Origin of the sequence: Lactobacillus delbrueckii subsp. jakobsenii ZN7a-9 = DSM 26046 (assembly GCF_001888925.1) — a bacterium.
In the GTDB taxonomy this organism is placed as follows: domain Bacteria; phylum Bacillota; class Bacilli; order Lactobacillales; family Lactobacillaceae; genus Lactobacillus; species Lactobacillus delbrueckii.
Map to the genome: position 1 here is coordinate 345,379 of NZ_CP018218.1, position 26,377 is coordinate 371,755.

Below are 26,377 nucleotides of genomic sequence, written 5' to 3' on the forward strand. Positions count from 1 at the left end.
CATCAGACAAACTTTTCCAGATCAATCACCCGGTCAGCTTGGGCAGCTTCCGCGAGATTGTGGGTAACCAGCACGATTGTCTTACCCTGCCGGCTTCTCAAATCCAGCAATTGGTTAAAAGCAGCTTGAGCCCGCTTGGCGTCCAGTGCTCCCGTCGGTTCATCCGCTAGAGCGATCTCCCCAGGCTTCAAAATTGCCCGGGCCAAGGCACAGCGCTGCTGCTCACCACCTGACAAGGTCTGCACCTTGCTCTGCTTGACTTTGCTTAAATCCAGGCTTGCCAGGACCTGGTCAATCTCTTTCTGCTTTTCCCTCTTGCTTTTCTTGACAAAAGCCATGGCCAAGAGCAAGTTTTCCTCTACTGTCTTGGTTTGAATCAAAGCAAAAGATTGAAAAAGATAGTTCAGTTGCTGACGCGGCAATTTGGTTGCCTGCCGGCTGTTGACCTTAGGCATCAGCTTGCCCAAAAGCTTGATCTCCCCCTGGTCAACTGCTTCAAGCAAACCCAGCATGTTGAGCAGGGTCGACTTGCCTGAACCCGACGGACCCACGATCGCTACGAATTCGCCGCGTTCAACCGCAAAACTTACATCCTTAAAAATAGTCCGCTGCCCGTACTTTTTACCTAAATAACTGACCTCAATAACTTTTGTCATACTACTCTCCCTTAAACAATTCAACGACGTCATTGAAAGAATCCTTGATCACATACAGATAGAAGAGGCTCAGCTGCAGCAGGTAGATCAGCGGAAGAACAAATAGGCCAACCTTGCTTCTCAATAATCCCGCGGCAAAAAGCTGCCCAGCTCCCGTCAGAAAGATCACTCCAAGTGGCAAGGCATACAGCTGGCGCGGGCTGAAGCCGAGAAACTTCTTCACGGCTATTTCCTCCCGGTTGAGCTGTTTATAAATCATAACCAAGATCAACAAGAGCAGAAGCAAACGGACCAGCAGAATTGCCAAAGCCGCGCCAAACATGATAACCGTCTGCCACAGGCTCTTCTGCAGCCTGTCTATATAGGAAGAAACACTGACAAAATTGGGCTTGTTATCGCTCAGATTGAAGCGGGCCAACAGGGCCTTGTTCGTGTATCTCTCCCGCGTTTTTTGGTCAGCAAATTTCAAATAGCCATTCATCACGCTGGCAAAAATCCCCCCGATCTCAACATAGGTCATGTTTTCCGAAATCGCCATATGGATGACTGGATTCCTAATCTGGTAGGGTTCTTTCAGACTATTGTTCCACGTGAAACACCATCCCTCCTCCAGGCAAATTATTCCTCTATCATATAAAAAATCTTTTTGGACAAAAAACTTGCTAAGGCACTATATCTTGCAATAAACTATTAGAGCAACGTAGATCTAGTATAGTATGAATAGAAAGAGTGTGATCACCGTTATTGTCTTAAGTGGCCCAATTGGAGCCGGCAAATCCAGTTTAACCAGTATCCTCGCCAAGCACCTTGGCTCAACAGCATATTACGAAGAGGTCAACAACAATCCGGTTCTGCCTTTGTACTACAAAGACATGAAACGGTACACCTTCCTCTTGAACACCTACTTCTTGAACAAGCGGCTGGCTGAAATCAACGCCGCCGCCGGCAACCACAACGACGTTTTAGACCGGTCCATCTATGAAGACCTGCTCTTCTTCAACATGAACGTCGATAACGGGGTTGCTGACCCGACTGAATACCAAATCTACCACGATTTGATGGACAATATGATGGAAGACGTGCCAGGCAACCCGCGCAAAAAGCCGGACCTCTTGATCTACATCCACGTCTCCCTTGACACCATGCTCAAGCGGATCGGCAAGCGGGGCCGGAAGTTCGAACAGCTCGACTCCGACCCGGGCCTGAAGGAATACTACCAGAACCTCCTGCGCTACTACGAGCCCTGGTATGAACAATATGACATTTCACCCAAGATGATGATCGATGGTGACAAGTACGACTTTGTCGACAACATCGATGACCAGGACCTAGTTCTGGACATCATCGACAACAAGCTGCGCGAAATCGGTAATTTATAGTTAGTTGTTAGAAGGAACGTGATGACCGTTATTGTACTAAGTGGGCCCGTTGGAGCCGGTAAATCCAGCCTAACCGCAATTCTTTCCAAATATCTGGGGACCAAGCCTTTCTACGAAAGCGTCGATGACAACCCTGTCCTCCCGCTTTTCTACAAGGACCCCCTCAAGTACACCTACCTGCTGCAGCTCTTCTTCTTGAACACGCGCTTCCGCAGCATTAAAAAAGCCCTCAGCGACGACAACAACGTCCTGGACCGGTCCATCTATGAAGATTCTCTTTTCTTCCATATGAACGCCGACATCGGCCGGGCCAATGACCTGGAAGTCCAGACCTACGACGAGCTGCTGGAAAGCATGATGAAGGAACTGGAGCGGATGCCTAAGCGCCATCCTGACCTCCTGGTTCACATCAATGTTTCCTATGAAACAATGATCAGACGGATCCAGAAGCGGGGCCGGTCTTACGAGCAGCTCAGCTTCGACCCGACCCTGGAAGACTACTACAAGCGGATGCTCCGCTACTATGAGAAGTGGTATGACGACTACGACTACTCACCAAAGATGATGATCGACGGCGACCACTACGACTTCATGGCCAGCGAAAGCGACCGGACTGAAGTCCTGGACCAGATCACCCAGAAGCTCAAGCAAGTGGGCAAGCTGCCAAAGAACTGGCAGGCCGGTGAAATTGCCACCGAATCAATCGAATTTTCATCTTAAGAAGCTCCCCTGACGGGGGCTCTTTTATTTAGGCTAAATTCTTTGTTTAGTTAGCTTTCAGCCTTGTAGAACAATTTTTTTAATTCTTTATGGGGTTTCACTTTAAAAAGAAAATTGGTACCGGTTGCTTTTATCCAAAGATAAGCTGTATAAAATAAACCGTTTCTAAAAAACGTGATACAATATTGACGATCTGCTTTTCTAGCGGAAGAAACTATTTATGAAAAAGGGTGAAAAGATAACATGCATTTAAAGAAACTTCGCAAACTTCTCCTGCTGCCAGTCAGCCTACTCATCGCCGCGCTATTCTTAACGGCGCCCAAGGCCCAGGCTGCTAGCAAGAAGACTTACATCATCGGTACCGACCAGACTTTCAAGCCCTTTGAAATCCAAGACAAGGATGGTACCTACAATGGCAAGAACCCGGGGATTGACATCGAAATCCTCCGGGAAATCGCCAAGCACGAAAACTTCAAGTACGAGCTGAAGATCATGTCCTTCAACGCCGACGTCCAGGCCCTGCAGTCTGGCCAGATCGACGGGATGATCGCCGGCATGAGCGTGACTGAAGAAAGAAAAAAGACCATCGACTTCAGCAACCCCTACTACACTGACGGGGTCTGCCTGGCCGTGGCCAAGGACAGCAAGATCACCAGCATGAAGGACCTCAAGGGCAAGACGGTTAACGTTAAGACCGGGACTACTTCTGCTATCTATGCCAAGTCCATCCAAAAGAAGTACGGCTTCAAGCTGAAGTACTACACCAACTCCAACACTTCCTGGGCTGACGTCAAGGCCGGCAACGCTGACGCCTGCTTCGACGATGGTCCGTCCCTGCGCTACGGGATTGCCAACGGGACCGGCCTGCGCATCGTCGGCAAGCAGGTTGCCAACGCCCCTCTGGCTTTTGCCGTTAAGAAGGGGGAAAACCAGGAACTCCTCAAGATGTTCAACGACGGTCTGGCCTGGCTGAAGAAGACTGGCCGCTTAAAGAAGATCGTTAACAAGTACACCAGCAAGAAGGCTGTTAAGAGCCAAGTCGTAGCTGATACTTCAATTTTGGGCTTAATCAAGGGCAACGCCGGCGCTCTTCTGCAAGGTCTGTGGATGACCATCGAACTCTCAATCGTCGGCATCCTGGCCGCCCTGGTCTTCGGTTTAATCCTCGGGATCATGGGGATCACTGAACACAAATTCTGGCATGGCCTGGCCAACGTAATCATCTACATCTTCCGTGGGATTCCAATGATGGTTTTGGCCTTCTTTATTTACATCGGCATGCCAACCTTGCTGGGCCACAAGCTGCCTCTCTTTACTGCCGGCATCCTGACTTTGATGCTGGACGAAGGGGCCTACATCGGGGCCATCGTCCGCGGGGGCTTCGAATCAGTTGACGTGGGTCAGTGGGAAGCGGCCCGGTCCCTGGGTCTGCCTTACTACAAAGCCCTGTGGAAGGTTGTTGCCCCGCAAGGCTTCAAGCTGATGATTCCATCCCTGGTCAACCAGTTCATCATCACTCTTAAGGACACTTCCATCCTTTCCGCCATCGGGGTCATGGACTTGACGCAAACTGGTACCAACTTGATCGCCCAGAACTTCCAGGGCTTCAAGATGTGGCTGATCATCGCCGTAATGTACCTGATCATCATCACCCTGCTTACCTGGCTGTCCAACTACATTCAAAAGAAGATGCAACATTAGTTAAAAGGAGGCTTTTCCCATGGAAGAAAAATACAAGGTTCAGGTAACTGACCTGCACAAGAGCTATGACGGCGTTCATGAAGTCATCAAGGGCGCCAGCCTGGACGTCGCGCCAAGCGAAGTCGTCTGCATCATCGGTCCGTCTGGTTCAGGCAAGAGTACCTTCCTGCGCTGCATCAACAAGCTGGAAGACTTCCAAGACGGCCACATCTACTTGGATGGCGTTGACCTGGCTGACCCAAAGGTCGACATCAACAAGATGCGGGAAAAGATCGGCATGGTCTTCCAGCACTTCAACCTCTTCCCGAACATGACCGTCCTGGAAAACATCACCCTGGCTCCGGTCGAACTGGGCAAGGAAGACAAGGAAACGTCCATCAAGGAAGCCCACAAGTACCTGCAGATGGTCAACATGGATGACAAGGCCGACGTCAAGCCGACCACCCTGTCCGGCGGCCAGCAGCAGCGGGTAGCCATCGCCCGGGCCCTGGCCATGAAGCCGGATGTCATGCTCTTTGACGAACCGACCAGTGCCCTGGACCCGGAAATGGTCGGCGACGTTTTGAACGTTATGAAGAAACTGGCCCAGGAAGGGATGACCATGATCGTGGTAACCCACGAAATGGGCTTCGCCAAGCAGGTGGCTGACAAGGTTGCCTTCTTCTACGGCGGCGTGATCAAGGAACTGGGGACGCCGGAAGAAATCTTCGACCACCCGCAGGAAGAAGAAACCAAGAACTTCTTGAACAAGGTTTTGAATATCTAAGCTGAGTTTAGATTTTTTTAAAACAAGTTAAAAATTAAAAGGAAAGCGCTTGAGTTGCCATGCTCAAGCGCTTTTTAGCGGCTAAAAATAATGGAAACACACTTTATAGTAACTAACAAAATTATAATTCGTATTTACATCCGGTTAATTCCATGTTAAGGTAGAAATATCCCCTTATATCGGAGGAAATTCCGAACATTACCTACTGGAGGATCAAATGGAATTTATTAACAAGTATTTCGAGCTCGACAAGCTCGGTTCAAACCCTAAGCGGGAGTTCATCGCTGGTCTGACGACCTTCTTCGCGATGTGCTACATCCTTTTCATCAACCCTAGCGTCTTGGCCGCCAGCGGGATGGACAAGGGCGCGGTCTTCACGGCAACTGCCCTGGCCAGCGCGCTCGGCTGTCTTATCATGGGTATTTTTGCTAACTACCCGATCGCTACTGCCCCGTCTTTGAGTCTTATCGCCTTCTTCACCTACACTGTCTGCATCGGCATGAAGGTAAAGTGGCAGACTGCCCTGGCCGCTGTTTTCCTGGCCTCAATCATCTTCATTTTGATTACGGTCTTCAAGCTGCGGGAACTGATCGTTGACAGCATCCCTAACGACTTGAAATTTGCCATTTCCGCCGGGATCGGGATCTTCATCGCCTTCCTGGGCCTGCAAAACGGCAAGCTGGTTGTCAACAGCGCTTCTACTTTGGTAACTATCGGTTCCTTCAAGGACCCAGCTGCCTGGGTAACCATCTTCGGTCTGCTGGTAACCATCTTCTTGATGATCCGGCAGGTGCCAGGCGCGATCTTCATCGGGATCGTCCTGTCATCAATCTTCAGCATCCTGGTTGGCCAAAGCAAGATGCCGACTTCAGTCGTTTCTTTGGCGCCAAGCTTGAAGCCAAGCTTCGGCCAAGCCATCTTCCACTTGGGCGACATCAATACCGTTCAGATGTGGACCGTTGTCTTGACCTTCCTGCTGGTAGCCTTCTTTGACACTACCGGGACCTTGATTGGTCTGGCTCACCAAGCCGGTTTGGTTGACAAGGACGGCAAGATGCCTAGAATCGGCAAGGCCATGACTGCTGACTCAACGGCCATGATGGTTGGTTCCGTGCTTGGTACTTCACCAGTCGGCGCCTATGTTGAATCTTCATCCGGCATCGCTGCCGGCGGCCGGTCAGGTTTGACTGCTGTTTGGGTTGGGATCTTCTTCCTGCTCTCAATGTTCTTTAGCCCGCTTTTGAGCGTGGTAACCACGACCGTAACTGCTCCAGCCCTGATCATCGTTGGCGTGCTGATGGCATCCAACCTGGCCAAGATTTCCTGGAACAAGCTGGAAATCGCCGTTCCTGCCTTCCTGATCATGGTTGGCATGCCTTTGACCTACTCTATCGCTGACGGGATGGCTTTGGGCTTGATCACTTACCCAATCACCATGGCTGCTGCTAAGCGCGGTAAGGAAGTTTCACCAATGATGTGGATCTTATGCGTGATCTTCATCATCTACTTCTTGATCTTGAACGTTTAATTAAACTAGATAGTAAAAAAGCATCGAGCTCATGCTCGATGCTTTTTTGCATAGAAGTATTCTCTTTATCTCTCGTTCATAACTAATTTTTTGTTTTGAGTCAGCAATGCACAGAGCACGATAAAAAGCGTTGCTAAGATGGTAAACAGTATCCAACTTACTTGAGGCGTTTGCATATTTGCAATACTAAGAAAGAGTGCCTGACCCACAGGGGCTCCTATCAAGACCGACATCTGCATAAATCCAGAAACGGCAGCAATTTTCTCGTTAGGAATTTCTCTAACCATTAAGGCACTGATTCGGGGGTTGACTTTACCAGCTATGTAGCCCGCTGCAAAAAGGCTTACTGCAGCTAAGATTAAAGCTTGGTGCCAGATAAACGACACTCCTAAAGCTGCTAACGAAGCTCCAGCCAATAAAAGCAACGTTAGTAAACGACTATTTTTCAAGAAATCATTCATTAAAAGACTTCCCAAAATGATTCCAACTGACAAAATAATGTCTAATAAGGCTACTGTATTCCCATAATTGCCAAGCCACATAGTGCGTTCACCTAACAAGGCGACATTAATCAGCCCATTCATTGAGGCACCGAGGAAATTGATTATTACTGCTAAGGCAATAGTCAACAAAATAAAACTATGTTTTTTCAATTCAAGCCAGGCATCAGCAATATTGCTCAATAAAGATTGATCTGGCTTTTGTGATAATGGAATCTCTTTTTCAGCTTTAATTAACCTTGGCCAGGTTAATTTTAAGGGTAAAATTGCTAAGCAAAAAGTAGCCGCATTAATCCAAGCAAAGGCAGAGTAATTGTAAGCCATGGCAACAATCAGCGCAGCACCAAGACCTTGAAAGATAATCTGCACCGTGGTCGTGGCTGCAGTTTCTAAGCCAAAAGCAGCATTTAACTCATCCTCAGGCAGCAGTCTTGGCAAAAAGGGCAAAGTTAAACCGTTAGCGTAACTGCCAATTGTATCTGACACGATATTAATTAATAGTAAGAATAGAAATAAAGGGAATGACTGTGGTAGCTTAATTAAACCAGCTAACAGCACAAAGAGAGCTGCTTGAATCATTCTAACGATAATTACGCTTTTAGCTTTATGATGGGTCTGATCAGCCAGGCTGCCAGTTACTACAGATAAAAGAGACGGCAGTAAGGTCGCAAACGAAGCTAACGATACTGCTAGTGATTTATTGGGGACACTTGCCGCATAAATGATAAAAACAATATTATACAGACTATCTCCAATTCCGCTTAAAACTGTTGAGTTAATTAAGGCTCGATACCCTGAGTTTTTCAGATACACTTTCATTCGTATTCATCCCTTTACTTGAATAATCCATAATATTTAAAGACTTCCCAATCCTCAACTTTTCCATTCCCACATGTAGGACACTTATCAGGATATCTAGGCCATGGCTTATGCGCAAAGGAACTGAAGTTTTCATAGTCAATTTCTAATTGTGTAGATAGGCTCCTTGGTTTAGCATATCCCGTCAATACTCTAACAGCTTCATCTACAACAACGGATGTTAATTGGTATATTGCTGGCCCGTAAGCAATTGACTTTGGTCTAAAGCCGCTTTTAGCCGATCCAATAAATTGTTTCAAAAATTGTTTATCCGTCAAAGTATAGTGAATATTAAGGCAGTCAAAGCATCCTGTAATTCCTGGAATAATAGTAAATACACGCCCATGGTTCACTTGGGTACCTGCGAAAACACAAGGTATATTAGCTTTAACAATTGCCTCGTTAACAACTCTAACTATCTCGAACTGAGGCTCATCAATAGCACTAATTACCATATCTACAGACTCTAAATATTTCTGTAAATCTTCCGGCTCTTTTATCTTAAGATTATGTACCTCAACTTCAATTTGAGAATTAATCTGATTGATTGCCCTTCGTGCTACATCTGTCTTCATCAAACCAATATCTGCTTCACTATAAAGGAATTGCCTACCTAGATTTTCTTCTTCAACCATATCATAATCAATAATTTTAATTTTTCTAGGACCTAATCCAGCTAGCAACGTTAATATATTTGTACCACCTCCACCAAGTCCGAGCAACAAAATCGTAGATTCCTGTATTTTTTTCTGAACATGGAATCTATCATTAGTAGAGTTGATATAATGACTAAAATATCTAACATTTGGCATATACCGTGCGTTAAGGCATTCTTCTTCCTTTAAATCAGTTTCTTCCAAAAAGCCTTCTTGATCTAGCAGATTAATCCCATCAAGTATGTAGTCATCTGACAATTCTAAGTCAGGAAACCGTCTTCTCTCTTCATCCAATACATCCTTCAAAGAACGACCATCTAATATAGTGGCTAGATTCCATAATTGTTCTGTAGGATCATAAAATTCTTTAGTAATTCCAATTTGTGCACCGATTCTAAAGTGCTCTTGGTCTAAGCGATATACCGGATATATCTCCTTAATTCGTGGTCTTTCATACATATCTCGTCCTCCATAAAACAAAAACTGCAGCTTTAATTACTGCAGTTTCTTACTGCTAAAATACAGTCCAAACAGTGTACTTATCGTTGTCCAAGTTTCTCTTAACTTCTACGAACTTGCTCATTACGCTCATCTCTTTTCAAAGAACTAGATCTGACACAACAATAAAATTAATTTTTTATTGTTGCGCTAATAGTATTATCATTTTAAGCTTTTTTCAATCAAATTTGCATATTTGCAAAAAATAAAATCCTTTTTGCTTTTTATTTGATTTAGATATTCTATATTGGCTACAATAGACTTGTTAAAAAGTACAGTATTGTTTGGAACGTTAAAAATATGTTTGGCGAAGTTTTCAAAAAATTAAGGAAGAGTAAACATATTACATTGGAAGCTATATCTAAAGATGTAATTTCAACATCTCAACTTTCACGTTGGGAAAATGGTTTAAGTGATATATCTCTCAATAAATTAATTATTCTTTTGAATCGAATAAATGTCTCACCACAAGAATTTATAGCAATGACAATTCCTAAAAATAATGAGACTAACAATTTTCTAAAAAATCTTTCTTTACTTTATAGTGAGAAAGATTCTATAAGTATATATCGAATTTTTCTAAAAAATATTGCGGCTTACCATCATACGAATAACGTGGATTATCTGTTTCACGCAAGTGCTGCCGCAAATGTTCTTTTCGACATAAAAAATAAAAACTATCTAACTCCTCAAGATCAACAGGACTTAAAACTATTTCTAACTCAAAACAACCATTGGAACCTATCGACCATTCAAGCTTTTGGTAATTCTGGTTTTATTCTTCCAAATAACACTGTTTTCCAATTAATTAACAGTTTAATTGAAGACATAGTCTACTTAGAAAACATAAATTTTGAATTTTATCTAGAGGCTTGGAATACGATAATCAACAACTCGTTGATTTTAGTTAAAACAGATTTCAAAAAATCAAAACTTCTTCTAGCCAGAATTAAAGAGCTTTCCTATACGGAGCCTTACTTAAGCATTACAGTAAAAGTCAATTTTCTCGAACTACTTATTCACTATAGAGAAGACGGTAATTCTGAACCGATTAAAAGATTTCTAGAATCTGCAAAAGTCCTTGGTATACCTAACCTATATAATGATCTACTATTTGGTTGGGCTCTTTTAAAACTAAATTCTTAGTATTATATACACTTTGTTGCTTATGTCCGCTTTTTGTACCTGGTTCCGCGGCCGTTGCCAACCTTGACGACAAGATTTTTAGCAATCAAATCCTTCAAAATTCTAGAGACTTTGGAGCGGCTATAAGGCAACGCATCTGTAATTTCGACTATTGGTTTCAAGATATTTTTACTCAAAGTATCATATGCCAATCCTTCAACCGACGTCATTTCAACCTGTCCCTGTACCGGCAACGTTACCTTGACCGAATTAGCAAAAGCCTCAAAAATCGGCTTTCGCTCGCTATCTTTATATGCCTCCTGAATCCGCAAGATTCCTGTGCCCAGTGTTTCAACGATGTGTAGACGGTAAAAAATATTCCCCAAGATCGGGTTTCTAAGAATCGAAATATTGCCACGCGAGTACTCCTCTTCTGAGAGTCCCGCTGGCAAGACACCTGGTGACGTGACTTCAATCCGGTCATCAAACATCATCACTCGAATTTGTGCCGGAATATCCCAAGTCCGGTGCATCAAGGCGTTGGCTACAGTTTCTCTGAAGGCTTCTTCGGGGATCCGAAAGACCTTTTTTCTAGTCATCCCGGAAATTTCTTCGTAGCTATAGTAGTCCAAAAAGACGTTCACAGTATCATCTAGCTCTTTGAGAACCGATTCATGGTCAAACGTTGCTCGCTTGGTGATTACATTAATGCTGTCACCAAAGTGGATAAGTTCAATGCCCGGAAATGAGTTTTGATCAGATAAAAGCTCAGCCACTTGATTATAGCCAAGGTCGTCATCATATAAATTCAAGATTCTTAAGATATCCTGGCTAAAATTTTCCAGCCCAATCTCCCGCTTAGCCCACTTTTCGAAGTAGTCAAAGGTCAAGTCTTGATTCTCAGCTAGCAAACTTTCGCAATCAAGATATTTTTCAAACATGACTTTGTCACCTCCAGATTGCTTTACGCGTGAAATTCGGTCGTAAATACGCGTAAAATTGAACCGTAAATGACGTGCAAAATTTTACGATTGATTTACACGCGCGCGAAAATCAATCAAGCTCTATTTCCTTACCAACCGCTTTTACATTTCTAGGATTATATCCTAGATCCTTATATTCTTCAGTCAGTAATTCCTCATAGTCCAAATAGTCATATGCAGGATCTGACCAAAGATCGTATCCTGTTTCCTCATGGATAAACATCATCCTCAACCTTCCCTTTCTTGTCCATAATTCCCTCTGATTCTAGTAAAAAATCGTTCAAAAGACAATCAAAAAGGCTGCTCTCTGAGCAGCCTTTTTCTACATATCTACTTTTCATTCTGTAACCTAGCCACTTCATCATAGATGACGCCGCGCTGGTTTTCATCCAGTTCCAAAACGACCAAATCGCCCACTACGAGCTGGGTGTTGCCGTCCGGGATGATATCCTTTTGCCCCCGGTGGATAACCTTAACCAGGGTCCGATCCGGCCAGGCGATCTCCTTAATCTTTTTGCCAGCCATCTGACTGCCCTCAAAGACGGAAAAGGTCAGCTGGTCGGCTTCCCCGACATAGTCGTTGTCTTCCTTGGTCTGCATCCGGCCTGCTAGGCTTTCGTAAATCGGCTCCCCGCCAGCCAGTTCATTGGTAATGTAGGCCATCACCGACACCACTGCCAGCGGCATCAGGTGCAGGAGCGACCCCACCATCTCTGCGATCAGCATAATCGCGGTAAAAGGCGAGCGAACAATCGCCGCAAACAGCCCCGCCATGGAAAAAATCACCAAGTTGACGACCAATTTCTGGTCCAAGAGGCCCAGGCCCACCATAAACTGGCCGTAGACCGCGCCCAGAAGCGCCCCCATGGTCAAAATTGGCAAGAAGATTCCCCCTGGCAGACCAGAATCATAGGAAATAATGGAAAAGCTGATCCGCAAAAGGAAGATCAAGGCCAGGATCCCAGTGATATGCATTTGGTTCAAGCTGAGAATCAAGTTATTCCCCCCGCCGACATAGCCTGGGAAGTAGTACATGATTGGCACCAAGATAAGTGCCGGGATGATCCCATGCAGCCAGCGCGGAAGGACAGGGATCTTTTGATAAACGTGGCTGAAATTAAGCAACCCCCACTGGTACAGGCGCCCGATCAAGCCCAGGAAGGCCCCCAGCAAGAGCAGGTGCCAGTACTGCAGGATGGGGAAACTGTGCTTGTAGTCAATCGCTAAGACCGGGGTCTGGCCAAAGACATTGGAGACCACAAAGTTGGCCATGATGGCGCCAGCCAAGGCGTTCAGCCAGACCCGGGGTGAAAAGTTGTGAAAGACTTCTTCAACGATAAACATGGCCCCGCCTAAAGGCGCGCCAAAGGCCGCGGACAAGCCGCTGGCCGCCCCGGTTGCCAGGAGAACTCTGGAGTCAGTTTTGGAGGCCTTGAAGCCCTGGGCCACTCCCTGGCCGATCGTTGACCCTAGTTGAATTGACGGGCCTTCCCGGCCCAAAAAGAGGCCTGAGCCAATGGACAGAACCCCGCCGATGAACTTCCGCCAAAGGATCGGCAACCAGGCCAGTTGCAGCTTACCCTGCAGCTGGAGTTCAACTTCCGGGATCCCGGAGCCGCCGGCACGCGGCTGCTGCTTGACTAAGAAGCCGGCCACGATCACGCTGGCTAAAGCCCCCGCGGCTAAGAGCCATAAGAGGGCTGGATTGGCGTGTGCTGCCTGGTAGCCCTTCTGCCATATGGCCAGGATCTGCCCAATCAGCCAGCGGAAGCTGCCGACAACGATGCCCCACGACCAGGGCTTCAAATAATAAGCGCAGGTTGAATTTGCGCGTTTGTCTGTCTTCACTCTCCATATATTGTTTACCCACCTTTTTTACTTATAAGAACAGGATAAACTTTTTCAGCAAACATGTAAAATCCTCCTTACGGCTTCATCAGCTTGGATCGGGTCACTTTAAAGGAAAGCTGCCGGGCAAAGCAGTAGCTGCTGACCACATCCAGCATCCCCTGCTCCTGCCCCAAAGTCATCTTGCCGTCCAAACTGAGCAGAATCCCCAAGCTGGCGATGAGCAGGCAGCAACCGATCTGGCCCAGGCCGCTCAGCAGAATCATTACCGTGGAAGCAGATAAAGCTTTATCTGTGTTGTCTTCTGCGGTGTCGCTTGGCACTTTTGCCGTCGCGTTCCAGGCTTTTTTCCATTTCCAAAATAAAATTGAACATTGTTTTTGCTCCTCATCTAATCTACTTACAAGGCAATTGTAGGCTACGAAGCTGGCCATAAACGAAAGCCGTCAAATTTGCCGCTTTTCGCGTCATTTTCGTCAGATAAAGGGCAAAAGAAAAGAGCGAAGCTCATGGCTGGAGTTTCGCTCTCTAGAGTTATCTTCGCTTTTAGTAGTTGGTTACGGTTGCCTGGCCAACGCCGATAATCTTGAATTGGGCTGCTTGGCTGCTCTTCTTGCCAGCAGCTGAGGCAACGACCTTGAAGTTCCCTTTCTTGCCCTTCAGTGACTTGGCTGAGAAGAAGACCTTTTGCTTGTCCTTGGTCAACTTAGCCTTTTTGACCAGCTTGTTCTTGTAGTAGAACTTTAAAGTAGTTTTCTTCTTGGCATCGGTAGTGAAGGTCAGACCCTTCTTGGTCCGGTCATCCTTAAGCAGGGTTGGCTTAGCGGCAGCGTAGTTGTCCTTGGTCAAAACATAGGCCTTGGTTACCGCCTTTCCCTTGGCGTTTAAGCCGGTAAGAGTGAAGTCCTTGTAGCCGGTAAACTTGACGGCCGTCTTGAATTTCCCCTTCTTGGTTACCTTGACTGGCTTAAGTGCCTTAGCATTGTAGCTGACAACCACCTTGCTTGCGCCTTTGGCCTTGCCAGCGATCGTCAATGACTTGGTCTTGGCGTTATAGCTGGTTTTAACGGCGGTTACGGCTGACTTAACCGGAGTATAGTTCACAACCGTTACGATGTCAGCGGGATCATCATTGTCCGCGGCATTGACTTGCTTCTCACCAATGACTGTCAACATTCCCAAGGCTAAAGCAGCCGTTGAAACAGAGGCTAAAATCTTATTTCTTTTCATGTTTCCCTCCTAAAAATCAATTAATTAACTTACTCTGCCATTGTAGACCTAGGAGGCGTTTTCTAACAAAAAACGTCATATTTGGCTTATTTCGCATCATATTCGTCCATAAAAAAGAACGAAACCCCAACATGGAGTTTCACTCTTTAGCGTTATCTTTGCTTTCAGCAGTTATGTTAAACGTTCAATTTATTCTTGCAATTGGCGGAAATTATCTTTTTTAAAATGATTTCTCCTTTTTCAAAAAAGTAAAAATTCGTTTTTAAAATATATGACTGAATAAAAACATTGCTAAAGCCGCGTTTAGCATGATACTAGAGCATGTGTCAATGACTTTTGCTTGAATTTTTTGTTTAAATTTATGTTGACAGGGATTATATGTGTAACTATACTGAAAGCGATTAAAGGGGGAAGAAAAAATATAAGGGAGGAGCCGTATATATGTATATTATTAGGCAACAATGGCTGCAGGACAATGCTATACGTAAGTGGTATTTTCTAGCAGCCATTTTAATTTTATTTGGAGGATGCAGTACTGCTATTCTGGTGAGCGACGCGCCGCAAAATCAGTGGTTAAGCCAGACCATATTCTCACGCTTTCTTGTTTTCAGCCTGCTGGTTCCTGTCCAGATCTTACTTTTACTGAGTACATTTCGTGTCCGTCTGCAGGACATATATATTACTGGGAGCAGGCGAATAATTTGGAAGCAGCTGGAGTATCATTTGTCGATTGCTTTGCTCGTGACCCTTGTGCCATGGGGAGTCGGCTGCCTAATTGGCATGTGCCTCAATGGCTGGAGGACCAGATTAGGGACTATAGTGGCAGAAGCATTGATTCGCTACCTGGATCTGGCTTTGTCCTGCCTGGCTATTCTCTTGCTAGTCAGTCTCTGTTCACTGGCTAGCAAGAGAATCTGGGCCTTTCTGGCCGGCTTTGTTCTAAGCGGAATTTCCTATTTTTTGAACGTCAACCATCATTTTTCCTTGTTCTATGATTTTCTCATCGATGATTTGGGAACCCTGCTTCTGTCCCGCTTGCCGATCCTGCTCAGCATAGTCTTGTTTCTAGCTGTTGGCGTACAAATGGAAATCGCTAGAAAGGATTGGTAAAATGCGGCTTTTTAAAGATCAGTTCCTGTATTTCTGGCAGCTGATAAAGGTGAGATTCCTATCTTGGCTACTGTTGATCTGTTTGTTTTTACTAGTTGCCGGTGGTTTCATGAGAAACGGCAGAAGTGCCAGTATAATAGTCTTCCAAGGGCTCGGCCTGGCAGAGATAAGGGCTGGCATTAGAGAATTTCCAGTCTTGTGGTTTGGATATTTCTTTTTCCCGTTGATGATCAGCTTGAATATTTTCAAGGAATTGTGGATCAGCAGGGTAATGCAGCTGCGGGGCCAGCAGATCAAGCCAAGTCATTTCAGCTGGGTCAATGTCGTATTGCAACTGCTTCTGGCCGCTGTTTACGTCTTGGCAAGCAATGCCTGCCTGTGGTTGAAAGACTTGCTGTGTGGCAACACTCCTCTTGTTCTGGGACCCTGGCAAGGAGGAGCGGCAGAGTTGTACTGGATATTAATTGCCTGGCTTGGGGTGAGTTCACTTTTACTGATTCAAGCCAGCTGCAGTGAATTCATCCCCGCTTTGGGCCTGATTATGCCAATCGTCTTGTTGGTTTCGACCTCTTTGACGGCTTGGAGCGGCAATCCGCTGAATGCTTTAATGTTTAGCCGCTGGACCAGTGGCGCAGAGTTGTTTATGTTAGTGTGGACCCTGATCTGGGCTTTGCTGTACGTGTTAGTTGACAGCAAGCACGGCTGGGTCTAAAGGAGGAAGAATATTTATTGAGCTAAAGAATGTAAACAAGGTCCTTTCAGGCCGGCAGCTACTCAGTCAAGTCAACTGCGAGATTGAAGCTGGACAGATTGCGGTTTTTGAAGGGATCAACGGATCTGGGAAGACCTTGATTTTAAAGACGATTTTGGGCTTGATGAAAGTTGACGGGGAAGTCTTGGTAGCTGGCAAGCAGGTCAAGCCGCAAGATGCTTATCCGATCAAGGCTGGGATTTTGATTGAAAATCCCAGCTTGATTACAGACTTCACGGCAACGCAGAATATGGAGCTTTTAGCCAAGCTTGATGAGCATATTTCTGCAACTGAAATCGCAGAATTGCTGAAATACTTTGACTTAAGCCGCTTTCCTAATGAAAAGGTCAAGAAGTTTTCTTTAGGGATGAAGCAGAAGCTGGGCATTGCTGAAGCCTTCTTGGGGTCATATCCGCTGATTGTTTTAGATGAACCGACCAACGCTTTGGACAGCGATAGTATTGATAAGTTGGTGGATTTGATCAAGTTGCGGCAAAGCAAGGGATGTACTTTTGTCATCGCCTCACATGACCGGGATTTTGTTAATCAAGTGGCAACCAGGCGCTTTAAAGTTGAAGAAGGTGTGGTTCATGAAGCGTAAAGTGTGGCTGGCGGTAGCCTCTGTCTTGTGCGTGCTGGCAGGCCTGCGTTATTGGCAAGTAAATGCTAATCCTCTTTGCCGCGGGGTAGACAAGGAAATTTTTGTCAAAAAAGGGCAGGAGGTTCATGCTCCGGGAATCGACTTTAAGATTCTGTCCGCCAAGATGGTCAAAGAGAAAGAAAACGTCTATTTGACTGTAAAGGTTGATCTGAAAGACCGTGGCTATTACGCGGATGGCAAGCGCGGCATAATCGCAGCAGTTAACAACATGTATTTCAATATGCCATACAGCCTCAGCAATCCATCAGATCTTGATGTGGTGGATGGCAAAGGTCACAAAATGGCCATTGGATATTTGACTAGCAAGACTCCCCAGCCATTGACGCTGAAATTTGACAATGTGCGAAGTTGGTATGATACAGAAAACGCACCGGCCAGATTTAGCTTTTTGGTTGGGGATGGCAATGGATATAAGAAGTATTCAATGCCTCTGGAATGAGCATAATGAGGGAGACAAAATGAGTTTATTGTGGTCAAGGCTGAATAAGCGCTGGTTTGTTGCGGCAATCGCTGTTGGCATGGCAGTGGGCTTGGGTCAGATAATCGTCAACTGCTACACTGGCATGGCGAATATCGACTCGCCTTACACTCGCTGGTTATCAATTAATACTGACTCATCTGCAACGACAATTTTCTTTATCCTCTTGCCCTTCTTAGCTAGTATTCCAGCAGGAAATATGTTAAAAGAAGACTTGGACAGTGGTCTATTCAACAAGTTTAAACTGCAGGTGCCTGTTGCTCGTTTGATCATGCAATATGCGGTTATGGCATTTGTGACTGGTTTTGTGACCATCATGATTCCTATGCTTTTTAACTTGTTGGGGTATCTGTTGATTCTTCCCAATTTTAAGCCGGATAATTTGCTGAATATCAATATTGGGGTTTTCAACTTCAACACCATGCTGGTTTCTTTGTACTATAGTCATCCATTTGTTCACGCATGTTTAAACATCTTGTTAGCTTCTGTCTGGGGAGGTTTGTTTTCGGTATTTGTCTTGGTCAACTCGGTTTGGATTAGAAATCGCTTTGCATCATTGAGTACAGCCCTGGTTTTAGAGCTAGTACTAATGGAGCTAAATGCCGTTCTACCGATTGATGATATGCCAAGCATATCACCTACTGATTTCTTGCCAGAGCAAGGAGACCGTCCCTTGTTGTGGCTGACAGCTTTGATAACGATAGTGTTAGCTGCCTACTGTGTGGGGATGTATAAGTTGGCTTGCCGCCGGGCCGTGCTGTAACTTTCGTGCGAAAGGGGAGGAGTCTAAGTGTGAAGGTTATTAAACAACAATGGCTGTTAGATACTGCTGTACACAAGTGGTATCTGCTAACGGCCACATTGCTATTCTTTGGAGGATGTAGCAATACATTTTTAATAACTAATACACAACAAAGCTTGTGGTTAGAGCAAACTCTGTTTTCTCGCTTTCTGATTTTCAGCCTTCTGATACCTAGTCAGATGTTGCTCTTATTAAGTACCTTTAGAATTAGGTTTCAAGATATTTACATCGCAGGTGGAAGATGGATTATTTGGAAGCAACTTAAGTACCGTTTGATAGAGATACTGTTTTTCAGCCTTTTACCATGGGCGTATGGCAGTTTAACGGGGATGCTTGTTAATGGCTGGAGGCCGACATTAGGAACCATAGCTATTGAAGCATTAATCCGCTGCTTATATCTGATTTTGTCGTGCTTAGCTCTTCTTTTGCTTACTAGTTTTTGCTTTCTGATTAGTAACCGAATTACTGCCTTTCTGATGGGGTTTGTTGTAAATAGTTTTTCTTTCTTCTTGCTTGTTAATGGCTGGAGGCCGACATTAGGAACCATAGCTATTGAAGCATTAATCCGCTGCTTATATCTGATTTTGTCGTGCTTAGCTCTTCTTTTGCTTACTAGTTTTTGCTTTCTGATTAGTAACCGAATTACTGCCTTTCTGATGGGGTTTGTTGTAAATAGTTTTTCTTTCTTCTTGAATGTTAACTACCACGTGTCCTTATTTTATGATTTTGTCGTTCCAAAATTTGGTACTATACTCTTCTCCTGCTTTCCGATAATGTTAGGCTTACTTCTTTTCTTAATAGTCATTGTACAGCAGGAGATTTCCAGAAAAGATTTGTAACATATGGTGAAAAGGCTGTCTTATCTAGCGTAATCAATATATAGAAAAGTAGAATTGAGCGCAGCGTCTCTAGTGTAATGTCATGTCGACATTTAAAGCATGTGCAATCAGAACTATAGCTGCTGATATAGAGCCGCATGTATTATTAAGATATCATCATGACACTACACTAGCTATGCAAGCAAAAAAGAGTGAAACTTCATTGGAAAGTTTCACTCTTTTCATCAATACTGTTTGTTATTTTTCTTCATACCATTCGGTGTGGTAAACGCCCTCGCGGTCGTTCCTGTAGTAAGTGTGCGCACCGAAGTAGTCTCTTTGTGCCTGAATCATGTTGGCCGGCAGGCTTGGGTTGAAGATTGATTCCAGGTAGTTCAGAGCGGCGCTGAAGCTTGGAGTCGGCACGCCAGCTTCCGCAGCCAGCTTAACGACTGCTCGCAAGGCTGGCAAGTTCTTTTCCATCACACCCGCAAAGTATGGGTCTTGGAAAAGGTTGTCCAGTTGCTTGCCGTCAGCGTAGGCATCTTCAATGTGATACAGGGTCTTGGCGTGGATGATGCATCCCGCTTCCCAGTTCTGCGCGATCGCCGGGTAGTTCAGTTCCCAGTCGTACGCCTTAGCGGCCATGGTCAACTGCTGGAAGCCTTGAGCGTAAGCCACGATCTGTGCCAGGTACATTGCCTTGCCCAAGTTGTCGATCAAGTCACTGGCAACTTCACCGTCGTAAACGACTTCCTTGCCTTCCCGGGTCGTTGCCTTGGACATGAACCGGGCCAAAACTGCTTCCGCTACCACCGTAATTGGAGCGCCCAGCTTGATGGCGTCTTCCAGCATCCAGTTGCCAGTCCCCTTGTAGGAAGCAACGTTCAAGATGTGGTCGATCACATCGTCGTCAGTCAAGTCGTCCTTTTGCCGCAAAACTTGTGAAGCAATTTCAATCAAGTAGGCGTTCAGGTCACCCTTGTCCCATTCAGCAAAAATATCTGCCATTTCCTTGTTGGACTTGTGGGCTACCTTGCGCATGATGTCGTAGACTTCAGAGATTTCCTGCATGATCGCGTATTCCATCCCGTTGTGGACCATCTTAACGTAGTGGCCCGCCCCTTCTGGCCCGATGTAGGACACGCAGGCGCGGCCGTCTTCAGTCTTAGCGGCCATCGCGGTCAAGATTGGCGCTGCTTCTTCATAAGCTTCCTTGTCCCCGCCTGGCATCAAGGCCGGGCCGTTCAAGGCGCCTTCTTCACCGCCGGACACGCCCATGCCGATGAAGTGCAGGCCGTGCTTCTTTAATTCATGGTAGCGGCGGTTGGTGTCGTGGAAGTTGGAGTTCCCGCCGTCAATAATGATGTCGCCCTTGTCCAAAAGCGGGATTAGCTTCTGAATGGTTTGGTCAACCGGGTCACCAGCCATGATCTGCACCAGAATCTTGCGGGGCTTTTCCAAAGAATCAACGAATTCTTCCCAAGTGTAGCAAGGCTTCAGCTTGTCATCCTCGTACTTGGCCAAAGCATCGACTTCCGGCTTGTCGATGGAGAAGCCGGAGACTGAAAAGCCGTGATTTCTAACATTGAGGGCTAAGTTCTTGCCCATGACCGATAAACCGATCACACCAAATTGTTGCATTTATTTACCTCCTAGTATGTCTGCCTCTTTTATTATACTTGCAAGCAAGAAGAAAGCGAAACCAAAAGGTTTCGCTTTCTTCTTTATTTATATTTCTCTTAGTGAGAAGCACCTGAAGTAGTGTCTGGTGCAGTTTCTTGAGATGATGCACTAGTAGTTGCTTGAACTTGTAAAGCGTCAGCCTTGTCTTCTGAGTGGCCGGATGCACCTGAAGCCGCGTCAATTTCCAAACCAAACTTTTCAGCAAAGTATGAGAATGGGTGCAAAGCTTCTGCGTGGTAGTACTTCACGAATTCTGGGTCATCCAGAGTGTTAAGTTCAGTTGAGTAAGCCATGTGCTTAGTGTACTTAACGTCGATGAAGGCCGGGCCGTCCATCTTCTTCCATTCTTCTACAGCGGCTTGGAATTCAGCCTTGTCGTGAACAGTGAAGGCCTTCATGTTCATACCTTCAGCAACCTTTGCCCAGTCGTTGTCTGGAATGATAACACCTGACAGAGGTTGGTTGGATTCGTCACGCTGTTCTGCTTCGATGAAGCCCAAAGTTTCGTTAGTGAAGACAACAGTCAATACGTGCATGTTGTAGCGAGCCAAAGTAAGCAGTTCTTGGCTCATCATCGCGAAGCCACCGTCACCGGCCAAGTGCCATACTTCACGGTCTGGCATTGCAGTTGCGGCTGCAATGGCAGCTGGTGAGCCGTAACCCATGGTTGCGTACAAGCCTGAAGTAGTCCAGCGTTGCTTGCCATTCATGTTCAACAGACGTGCGTGGTCCATGTTAACGTTACCAACGTCAATAGCGAAGACAGCGTTGTCTGCGGCTTCCTTGTTGATGACATCCCAGATTGGTTCTTGGCGTACGCGGCCTTCGTCCTTCAAGTGGTCGTCAGCAAATGAAGCAGTCCATGCGTCCCATTCTTCACGGTCGGCCAAAGCAGCCTTGTAAAGTGGTGATTCTTCACGGGCTTCACCGGCGTCGATCAAAGCACGCAAGCTCTTCTTAGCGTCTGCCAGGATTGATACGTCAACTGAGTGACGCTTGCCTTGCTTTTCTGGGTCAACGTCGATTTGGATAACCTTGGCGTTCTTAGGGAACCACAATACTGAGAATGGTGAGTTGTTACCAACCCAAACTACCAGGTCAGTGTGGCCTTGAACTTCGTTAGGAGCCTTAGCACCGAGACGGCCGATAGTCCCCAAGTATGGCTTGAAGCTGTCTTCAACGATACCCTTGCCCAGGTATGAGGACATCATTGGCATCTTGAACTTGTCAGCAAATTCCTTCAATTCTTCGGCAGCGCCTGAAGCACCCAAACCGAAGTAAACAACTGGGTTCTTAGCTTCCTTGATCAACTTAGTTGCGGCTTCAATTGATTCAGCAGTTGGAGCAGCGTAGTTGTCAGCAACGTGGTTGCTTGCGGAAACGCGGTAGTTGTCTTCGATTTCTTGCCAACCGAAGTCCTTAGGAATTACCAAAACAGCTGGACCCTTCTTTGCGTAAGCTTGACGGATAGCAGTGTCCATCAAAACTGGCAAAGCTTCCTTGGTCTTGGCTTGGTGGACCCAAACGGCAACGTCACGGAACCATGGCGTTTCGTCAAAGGCTTGGAAGAAGTTGATGTCTTGACGAGGAGTTGGAACATTGGCTACCAGGGCAACCATTGGGGTCTTGTCGTACTTAGCGTCATACAAGCCGTTCATCAAGTGGATGGCACCAGGGCCAGCTGAACCCATGCAGACACCAAGCTTACCAGTAAGCTTGTATTCTGCTGAGGCAGCCAAGGCACCGGCTTCTTCGTGACGAACTTCGATGAACTTGATCTTGTCTTGCATTTCGTAGATCGCGTTCATGGTTGAGTCAAAAGAACCACCTGGGAAACCGTAGAGGTGGTCAATGCCCCACTTGTACATAACATCTAAAACGGCGTTTGCGCCCTTAATTTTTGCCATAAGTGAATCTCCTTAAAAATTATTACTTACAGCCCTTTATTAAACCACATTTTTTCACTTTTGCAAGTGCTATCAAAAGCCGCTATATCAAGGATAGTCGCATTTTAAGCTAGTTAATTCACAAACTTGCTTTTTCTGGATAAAAATTTTGTGCTATCTTCCCTTTCTTTATTGTGAAAAAATAGCTAACTTCTGGAGAATATTTTTCGGTGAAGTCTTTATTAATTTTTGAAAAAGTATAAAAGCTATCGATTATTTAAAAAGCAGGCCAGGATCTCTGGTCTGCCTTCTAAAATTATTGCTCTTTACTTCTGAACCTTGGCGTATTTGCCATTTTGTATGTAGACGCTCAAGATGGCCAAGTCAGCCGGGTTGACCCCGGAGATTCTTTCCGCCTGAGCCAGGGTTTCCGGCCGGATCTTGGCGAACTTCTCCCGGGCTTCTGTAGCCAGGCCCTCGATCTGGTCATAGTCGATGTCCTTCGGGATCTTCTTGGCTTCCTGCCGGCGCAGGCGGGCCACTTGAATCTCCTGCTTCTTGATGTAGCCGGCATACTTGATGTCGATTTCCACCTGTTCCTTGACATAGCGGTCTCCGGCCAGCTTCTGCCCAGTCAGACGTTCAACGTCTTCAACCGTCACCATTGGTCGTCTGAGGAAGACGTCTGCCTTGACCCCGCCGTTTAAGTCAGTTTGGCCTAAACCTGCCAGGTATTCGTTGACGGCAATGGTCGGGTGAACGGTGATTTCGTGCAGCCGGTCCAGGTCTTCCTGGATCAGTTCCTTCTTAGCCAAAAATTCAGCATAGCGATCATCGTCAATCAAGCCCAGGTCATGCCCCTTTTCCGTCAAGCGGAGGTCGGCATTGTCGTGGCGGAGAAGCAGGCGGTATTCAGCCCGGCTGGTCAAGAGCCGGTAAGGTTCTTCCGTCCCCTTAGTTACCAGGTCATCGATCAAAACCCCGATGTAAGCTTCGTCCCGGCCCAGGGTGAAGGCTGGCTTGCCTTCCGCGCTCAAGGCCGCGTTGATCCCGGCAATCAGGCCCTGGCCGGCGGCTTCTTCATAGCCGGAAGTCCCGTTCATCTGCCCTGCCATATACAGGTGCTTGATCCGCTTGGTTTCCAGGGTGTGGGTTAACTGCCAGGGGTCAACCACGTCGTATTCAATGGCGTAGCCCGGCCGCATCATTTCAGCCTTTTCCAGGCCAGCGACCGTGTGCAGCATTTCCAGCTGCACTTCTTCCGGCATGGAGGTTGAAAAGTCCCCGACATAGATTTCTTCCGTCTTCCGCCCTTCCGGTTCTAGGAAGATCTGGTGCCGGTCCTTGTCCGCGAAACGGACGACCTTGGTTTCAATTGACGGGCAGTAGCGCGGTCCTACCCCGACGATGTCACCGGAGAACATTGGTGACCGGTCCAGGTTTTCATTGATGATTTCGTGGGTCTTCGGGTTGGTGTAGGTCATCCAGCAGGAAGTCTGGTCGGTTAGGTAGTCTTCATCCCTGCTGGTAAAGGAGAAGTGGCGGGGCTCCTTGTCGCCCGGCTCTTCTTCGGTCTTGGAATAGTCGATGGTGTGCCGGTTGACCCGGGGCGGCGTCCCGGTCTTAAAGCGGCGCAGCTTGAAGCCCAGTCTCTCCAGGCTTTCAGACAGCTTAATGGCTGGAATCGTGTTGTTCGGACCGGATGAGTAGTTCAGTTCCCCGATAAAAATCCGCCCTCTGGCCGCGGTCCCCGTCGTCAAGACCACGCTCTTGGCCCGGTAGCGGGCCCCGGTGTTGGTCACTACGCCCCGGCATTCCCCGTCTTCAACGATCAAGTCGTCAACGACCGCCTGGCGCAGGGTCAGATTAGGGGTGTTTTCGATGGTCCGCTTCATCTCTTCGTGGTAGTCCCACTTGTCAGCCTGGGCTCTTAATGCCCGGACAGCCGGCCCCTTGCCCGTGTTCAGCATCCGCATCTGGATGTAGGTCTTGTCGATGTTCTTGCCCATCTCCCCGCCTAAAGCGTCGATTTCTCTGACCACGGTCCCCTTGGCCGGGCCGCCGACTGAGGGGTTGCAGGGCATAAAGGCCACCATGTCCAGGCTGATGGTGAGCAGCAGGGTCTTCTCCCCCATCCGGGCACTGGCCAGGGCTGCTTCACAGCCGGCATGGCCGGCGCCGACTACGATCACGTCATATTCGTTTGAAACATAAGTCTTCATTTTTTTCGTCTTCCTTGCCTTCCTCGCTATTTCCCTAAGCAGAACTGACTAAAGAGGTCATTGATCAATTCATCCGGAGCGCTGTCACCAGTGATTTCCCCCAGGCTTTCCCAGGCCCCGGTAAAGTCTATCTGAAGCAGGTCAACCGGCATCCCTGCCTCAAGCCCGCTGGCCACGTCGGCCAATTGCTGCTTGGCCTTGGCTAAAAGGCCCGCCTGCCGCTGGTTGGTCACCAGGACCTGGTCGTTGGAGTTTTCGATCCCCTTGAAGAAGAGCTTCTTGATCATGGCTTCCAATTCGTCCAGGTTTTCCTTCATCATGATCGAGGTGCTGATCACTTCACTGCCGCTTTCTTTAGCAATCTCAGCCGCGGTCAGCTTCTGGCCCAGGTCCGTTTTGTTCAGCACGATGATCCGCTTTTTACCGGCGGTCAGTTCCAAAAGCCGCCGGTCTTCTTCCGTCAATTCCTGGCTGCCGTCCAGCAAAAGCAGGATCAAGTCCGCCTGGGCAATGGCCTTCTTCGACCGCTCGACCCCGATTTTTTCCACCTGATCCTCGGTATGGTGAATCCCAGCCGTGTCAATCAACTCCAAGGGCACCCCCTTGACAGACACGAACTCTTCCAGGGTGTCCCGGGTAGTCCCGGCCACGTCCGTCACGATCGCTTTGTCGCTTTGGGTCAGGTAGTTCAAAAGGGAGGACTTGCCCACGTTAGGCCGGCCAACAATCGCTGTCTTCAAGCCGTTTCTGAGGATCTGCCCCTCCTGAGCTGTCTCCAGCAGGCGGTCAATCTTGCCGCTGACGGCTTCCGCGCAAGCCAGCATCTTCTGGGCCGTCACTTCTTCTTCATCGTATTCCGGGTAGTCGATGTTGACTTCGACATTAGCCAAAACATCCAGGATTTCCTGGCGCAGTGCCCGAATTTCCGTCAAAAGGCCGCCGGAAAGCTGCTTGACCGCCACCTGCCGGGCCTTGTCAGTCTTGGCCCGGATAATGTCCATCACGCTTTCAGCCTGGGTTAGGTCGATCCGCCCGTTGACGAAGGCCCGCTTGGTAAATTCGCCCGGGTCAGCCATTCTGGCCCCGTTGGCCAAGAGCAGCTGCAGGATGTCATTGGTGACCACGATCCCCCCGTGGCAGTTGATTTCCACGATGTCTTCCTTGGTAAAAGTCTTCGGCGCCAGCATGACGGAGGCCATGACCTCGTCGATCACCTGCCCGGTCGCCGGGTCCACGATGTGGCCGTAGTTAATCGTGTGGCTGGGAACCTTTTCCAGGTCCTTGCCCTTAAACAAGCGGTTGACAATGACGACTGCATCTTCCCCGGAGACGCGGACGATGGAGATCCCGCCTTCTCCCAGCGGCGTTGAGATCGCCGCGATCGTATCAAATTCCGTTAAACGTTGAACCATCTCGTTACCTCGTTTTTTCCAATAAAAAAAGCGCAATTTCCACCATGAAAAATGATGGATAAAGCACTTTCACTACTTTATCTAAAAAACTTTAGATGACTAT

The 26,377-nt window shown here is 47.1% G+C and carries 24 protein-coding genes and 1 pseudogene; 12 read left to right on the forward strand and 13 right to left on the reverse strand.

The features are described from left to right. Nucleotides 1–2 precede the first annotated feature (2 nt). Nucleotides 3–656 carry an ABC transporter ATP-binding protein gene (locus tag LJ046_RS01905; RefSeq protein WP_002878315.1) on the reverse strand — a complete coding sequence of 218 codons (654 nt, stop codon included), beginning with the start codon at nucleotides 654–656 and terminating at the stop codon, nucleotides 3–5. 1 nt (nucleotide 657) lies between these two features. After that, a complete protein-coding gene (locus LJ046_RS01910) occupies nucleotides 658–1,194 on the reverse strand; it encodes a hypothetical protein (protein ID WP_002878314.1) in 537 nt (178 codons plus the stop codon). Nucleotides 1,195–1,387: 193 nt separating this feature from the next. On the opposite strand from LJ046_RS01910, the gene LJ046_RS01915 reads away from it, so the two are divergent. The 5 genes from LJ046_RS01915 to LJ046_RS01935 all read left to right on the forward strand — a co-directional run bounded on the left by LJ046_RS01915 (nucleotide 1,388) and on the right by LJ046_RS01935 (nucleotide 6,750). Then, complete coding sequence (locus LJ046_RS01915) at nucleotides 1,388–2,035, forward strand: deoxynucleoside kinase (protein ID WP_002878312.1); 648 nt, start codon at nucleotides 1,388–1,390, stop codon at nucleotides 2,033–2,035. Nucleotides 2,036–2,056: 21 nt separating this feature from the next. Then, nucleotides 2,057–2,755: a deoxynucleoside kinase gene (locus tag LJ046_RS01920; protein ID WP_002878308.1), complete on the forward strand. Its 699-nt coding sequence runs from the start codon at nucleotides 2,057–2,059 to the stop codon at nucleotides 2,753–2,755. A gap of 243 nt (nucleotides 2,756–2,998) precedes the next feature. After that, on the forward strand, nucleotides 2,999–4,456 hold the full coding sequence (locus LJ046_RS01925) for an ABC transporter substrate-binding protein/permease (RefSeq protein WP_002878306.1): 1,458 nt from the start codon (nucleotides 2,999–3,001) through the stop codon (nucleotides 4,454–4,456). A gap of 19 nt (nucleotides 4,457–4,475) precedes the next feature. After that, nucleotides 4,476–5,222: an amino acid ABC transporter ATP-binding protein gene (locus LJ046_RS01930; protein ID WP_002878305.1), complete on the forward strand. Its 747-nt coding sequence runs from the start codon at nucleotides 4,476–4,478 to the stop codon at nucleotides 5,220–5,222. A gap of 217 nt (nucleotides 5,223–5,439) precedes the next feature. Further along, complete coding sequence (locus LJ046_RS01935; RefSeq protein WP_002878304.1) at nucleotides 5,440–6,750, forward strand: NCS2 family permease; 1,311 nt, start codon at nucleotides 5,440–5,442, stop codon at nucleotides 6,748–6,750. Nucleotides 6,751–6,815: 65 nt separating this feature from the next. Here LJ046_RS01935 and LJ046_RS01940 read toward each other — a convergent pair whose 3' ends face one another. After that, the gene (locus tag LJ046_RS01940) at nucleotides 6,816–8,069 is read right to left on the reverse strand and encodes an MFS transporter (RefSeq protein ID WP_002878302.1); all 1,254 of its coding nucleotides are present in this window, start codon (nucleotides 8,067–8,069) and stop codon (nucleotides 6,816–6,818) included. A 14-nt stretch (nucleotides 8,070–8,083) separates the two neighbouring features. Continuing rightward, on the reverse strand, nucleotides 8,084–9,223 hold the full coding sequence (locus LJ046_RS01945) for a ThiF family adenylyltransferase (protein ID WP_002878299.1): 1,140 nt from the start codon (nucleotides 9,221–9,223) through the stop codon (nucleotides 8,084–8,086). A 339-nt stretch (nucleotides 9,224–9,562) separates the two neighbouring features. On the opposite strand from LJ046_RS01945, the gene LJ046_RS01950 reads away from it, so the two are divergent. Continuing rightward, on the forward strand, nucleotides 9,563–10,408 hold the full coding sequence (locus tag LJ046_RS01950; protein ID WP_002878293.1) for a helix-turn-helix domain-containing protein: 846 nt from the start codon (nucleotides 9,563–9,565) through the stop codon (nucleotides 10,406–10,408). Between the two features lie 20 nt (nucleotides 10,409–10,428). Here the strand turns inward: LJ046_RS01950 and LJ046_RS01955 are convergent, their stop codons facing one another. The 5 genes and pseudogenes from LJ046_RS01955 to LJ046_RS01970 all read right to left on the reverse strand — a co-directional run bounded on the left by LJ046_RS01955 (nucleotide 10,429) and on the right by LJ046_RS01970 (nucleotide 14,448). Continuing rightward, nucleotides 10,429–11,328, reverse strand: coding sequence for an ATP-binding protein (locus LJ046_RS01955; protein ID WP_002878291.1), 900 nt, complete (start codon nucleotides 11,326–11,328; stop codon nucleotides 10,429–10,431). 112 nt (nucleotides 11,329–11,440) lie between these two features. After that, on the reverse strand, nucleotides 11,441–11,596 hold the full coding sequence (locus LJ046_RS09955; protein WP_002878290.1) for a hypothetical protein: 156 nt from the start codon (nucleotides 11,594–11,596) through the stop codon (nucleotides 11,441–11,443). A gap of 104 nt (nucleotides 11,597–11,700) precedes the next feature. After that, nucleotides 11,701–13,225: pseudogene (locus tag LJ046_RS01960) on the reverse strand (ClC family H(+)/Cl(-) exchange transporter). 70 nt (nucleotides 13,226–13,295) lie between these two features. Next, the gene (locus tag LJ046_RS01965) at nucleotides 13,296–13,541 is read right to left on the reverse strand and encodes a hypothetical protein (RefSeq protein WP_002878287.1); all 246 of its coding nucleotides are present in this window, start codon (nucleotides 13,539–13,541) and stop codon (nucleotides 13,296–13,298) included. Nucleotides 13,542–13,764: 223 nt separating this feature from the next. Beyond that, nucleotides 13,765–14,448: a hypothetical protein gene (locus LJ046_RS01970; protein WP_002878285.1), complete on the reverse strand. Its 684-nt coding sequence runs from the start codon at nucleotides 14,446–14,448 to the stop codon at nucleotides 13,765–13,767. 819 nt (nucleotides 14,449–15,267) lie between these two features. Between LJ046_RS01970 and LJ046_RS10310 the strand changes: the two genes are divergently transcribed. Genes LJ046_RS10310 through LJ046_RS10315 form a run of 6 tightly spaced genes read left to right on the forward strand, consistent with a single transcriptional unit; the run spans nucleotide 15,268 to nucleotide 19,089 of the window. After that, nucleotides 15,268–15,558 carry a hypothetical protein gene (locus tag LJ046_RS10310; RefSeq protein WP_231128064.1) on the forward strand — a complete coding sequence of 97 codons (291 nt, stop codon included), beginning with the start codon at nucleotides 15,268–15,270 and terminating at the stop codon, nucleotides 15,556–15,558. A gap of 1 nt (nucleotide 15,559) precedes the next feature. Beyond that, complete coding sequence (locus tag LJ046_RS01980; RefSeq protein ID WP_002878282.1) at nucleotides 15,560–16,270, forward strand: hypothetical protein; 711 nt, start codon at nucleotides 15,560–15,562, stop codon at nucleotides 16,268–16,270. Nucleotides 16,271–16,280: 10 nt separating this feature from the next. Further along, complete coding sequence (locus LJ046_RS01985) at nucleotides 16,281–16,910, forward strand: ATP-binding cassette domain-containing protein (RefSeq protein ID WP_035176552.1); 630 nt, start codon at nucleotides 16,281–16,283, stop codon at nucleotides 16,908–16,910. Further along, nucleotides 16,900–17,409 (forward strand): hypothetical protein, encoded by a 510-nt coding sequence (locus LJ046_RS01990; protein WP_002878278.1) that lies wholly within the window; start codon nucleotides 16,900–16,902, stop codon nucleotides 17,407–17,409. Before LJ046_RS01985 ends, LJ046_RS01990 begins: the two co-directional genes overlap by 11 nt. Before the next feature lie 19 nt (nucleotides 17,410–17,428). Beyond that, the gene (locus LJ046_RS01995; protein ID WP_002878276.1) at nucleotides 17,429–18,211 is read left to right on the forward strand and encodes a hypothetical protein; all 783 of its coding nucleotides are present in this window, start codon (nucleotides 17,429–17,431) and stop codon (nucleotides 18,209–18,211) included. A gap of 29 nt (nucleotides 18,212–18,240) precedes the next feature. Further along, a complete protein-coding gene (locus LJ046_RS10315; RefSeq protein WP_057709470.1) occupies nucleotides 18,241–19,089 on the forward strand; it encodes a hypothetical protein in 849 nt (282 codons plus the stop codon). Between the two features lie 237 nt (nucleotides 19,090–19,326). On the opposite strand, the gene gndA is transcribed toward LJ046_RS10315, so the two are convergent. The 4 genes from gndA to mnmE all read right to left on the reverse strand — a co-directional run bounded on the left by gndA (nucleotide 19,327) and on the right by mnmE (nucleotide 26,274). Continuing rightward, entirely contained in the window at nucleotides 19,327–20,712 is a 1,386-nt protein-coding gene (gene gndA / locus LJ046_RS02005) for an NADP-dependent phosphogluconate dehydrogenase (RefSeq protein WP_002879895.1), read from the reverse strand. A gap of 98 nt (nucleotides 20,713–20,810) precedes the next feature. Further along, nucleotides 20,811–22,661 (reverse strand): pyruvate oxidase, encoded by a 1,851-nt coding sequence (gene spxB / locus LJ046_RS02010; protein WP_072557695.1) that lies wholly within the window; start codon nucleotides 22,659–22,661, stop codon nucleotides 20,811–20,813. 305 nt (nucleotides 22,662–22,966) lie between these two features. Beyond that, nucleotides 22,967–24,862, reverse strand: coding sequence for a tRNA uridine-5-carboxymethylaminomethyl(34) synthesis enzyme MnmG (gene mnmG, locus LJ046_RS02015; protein ID WP_002879417.1), 1,896 nt, complete (start codon nucleotides 24,860–24,862; stop codon nucleotides 22,967–22,969). Between the two features lie 26 nt (nucleotides 24,863–24,888). Then, nucleotides 24,889–26,274, reverse strand: coding sequence for a tRNA uridine-5-carboxymethylaminomethyl(34) synthesis GTPase MnmE (mnmE, locus tag LJ046_RS02020; protein ID WP_002879418.1), 1,386 nt, complete (start codon nucleotides 26,272–26,274; stop codon nucleotides 24,889–24,891). Nucleotides 26,275–26,377: the final 103 nt, after the last annotated feature.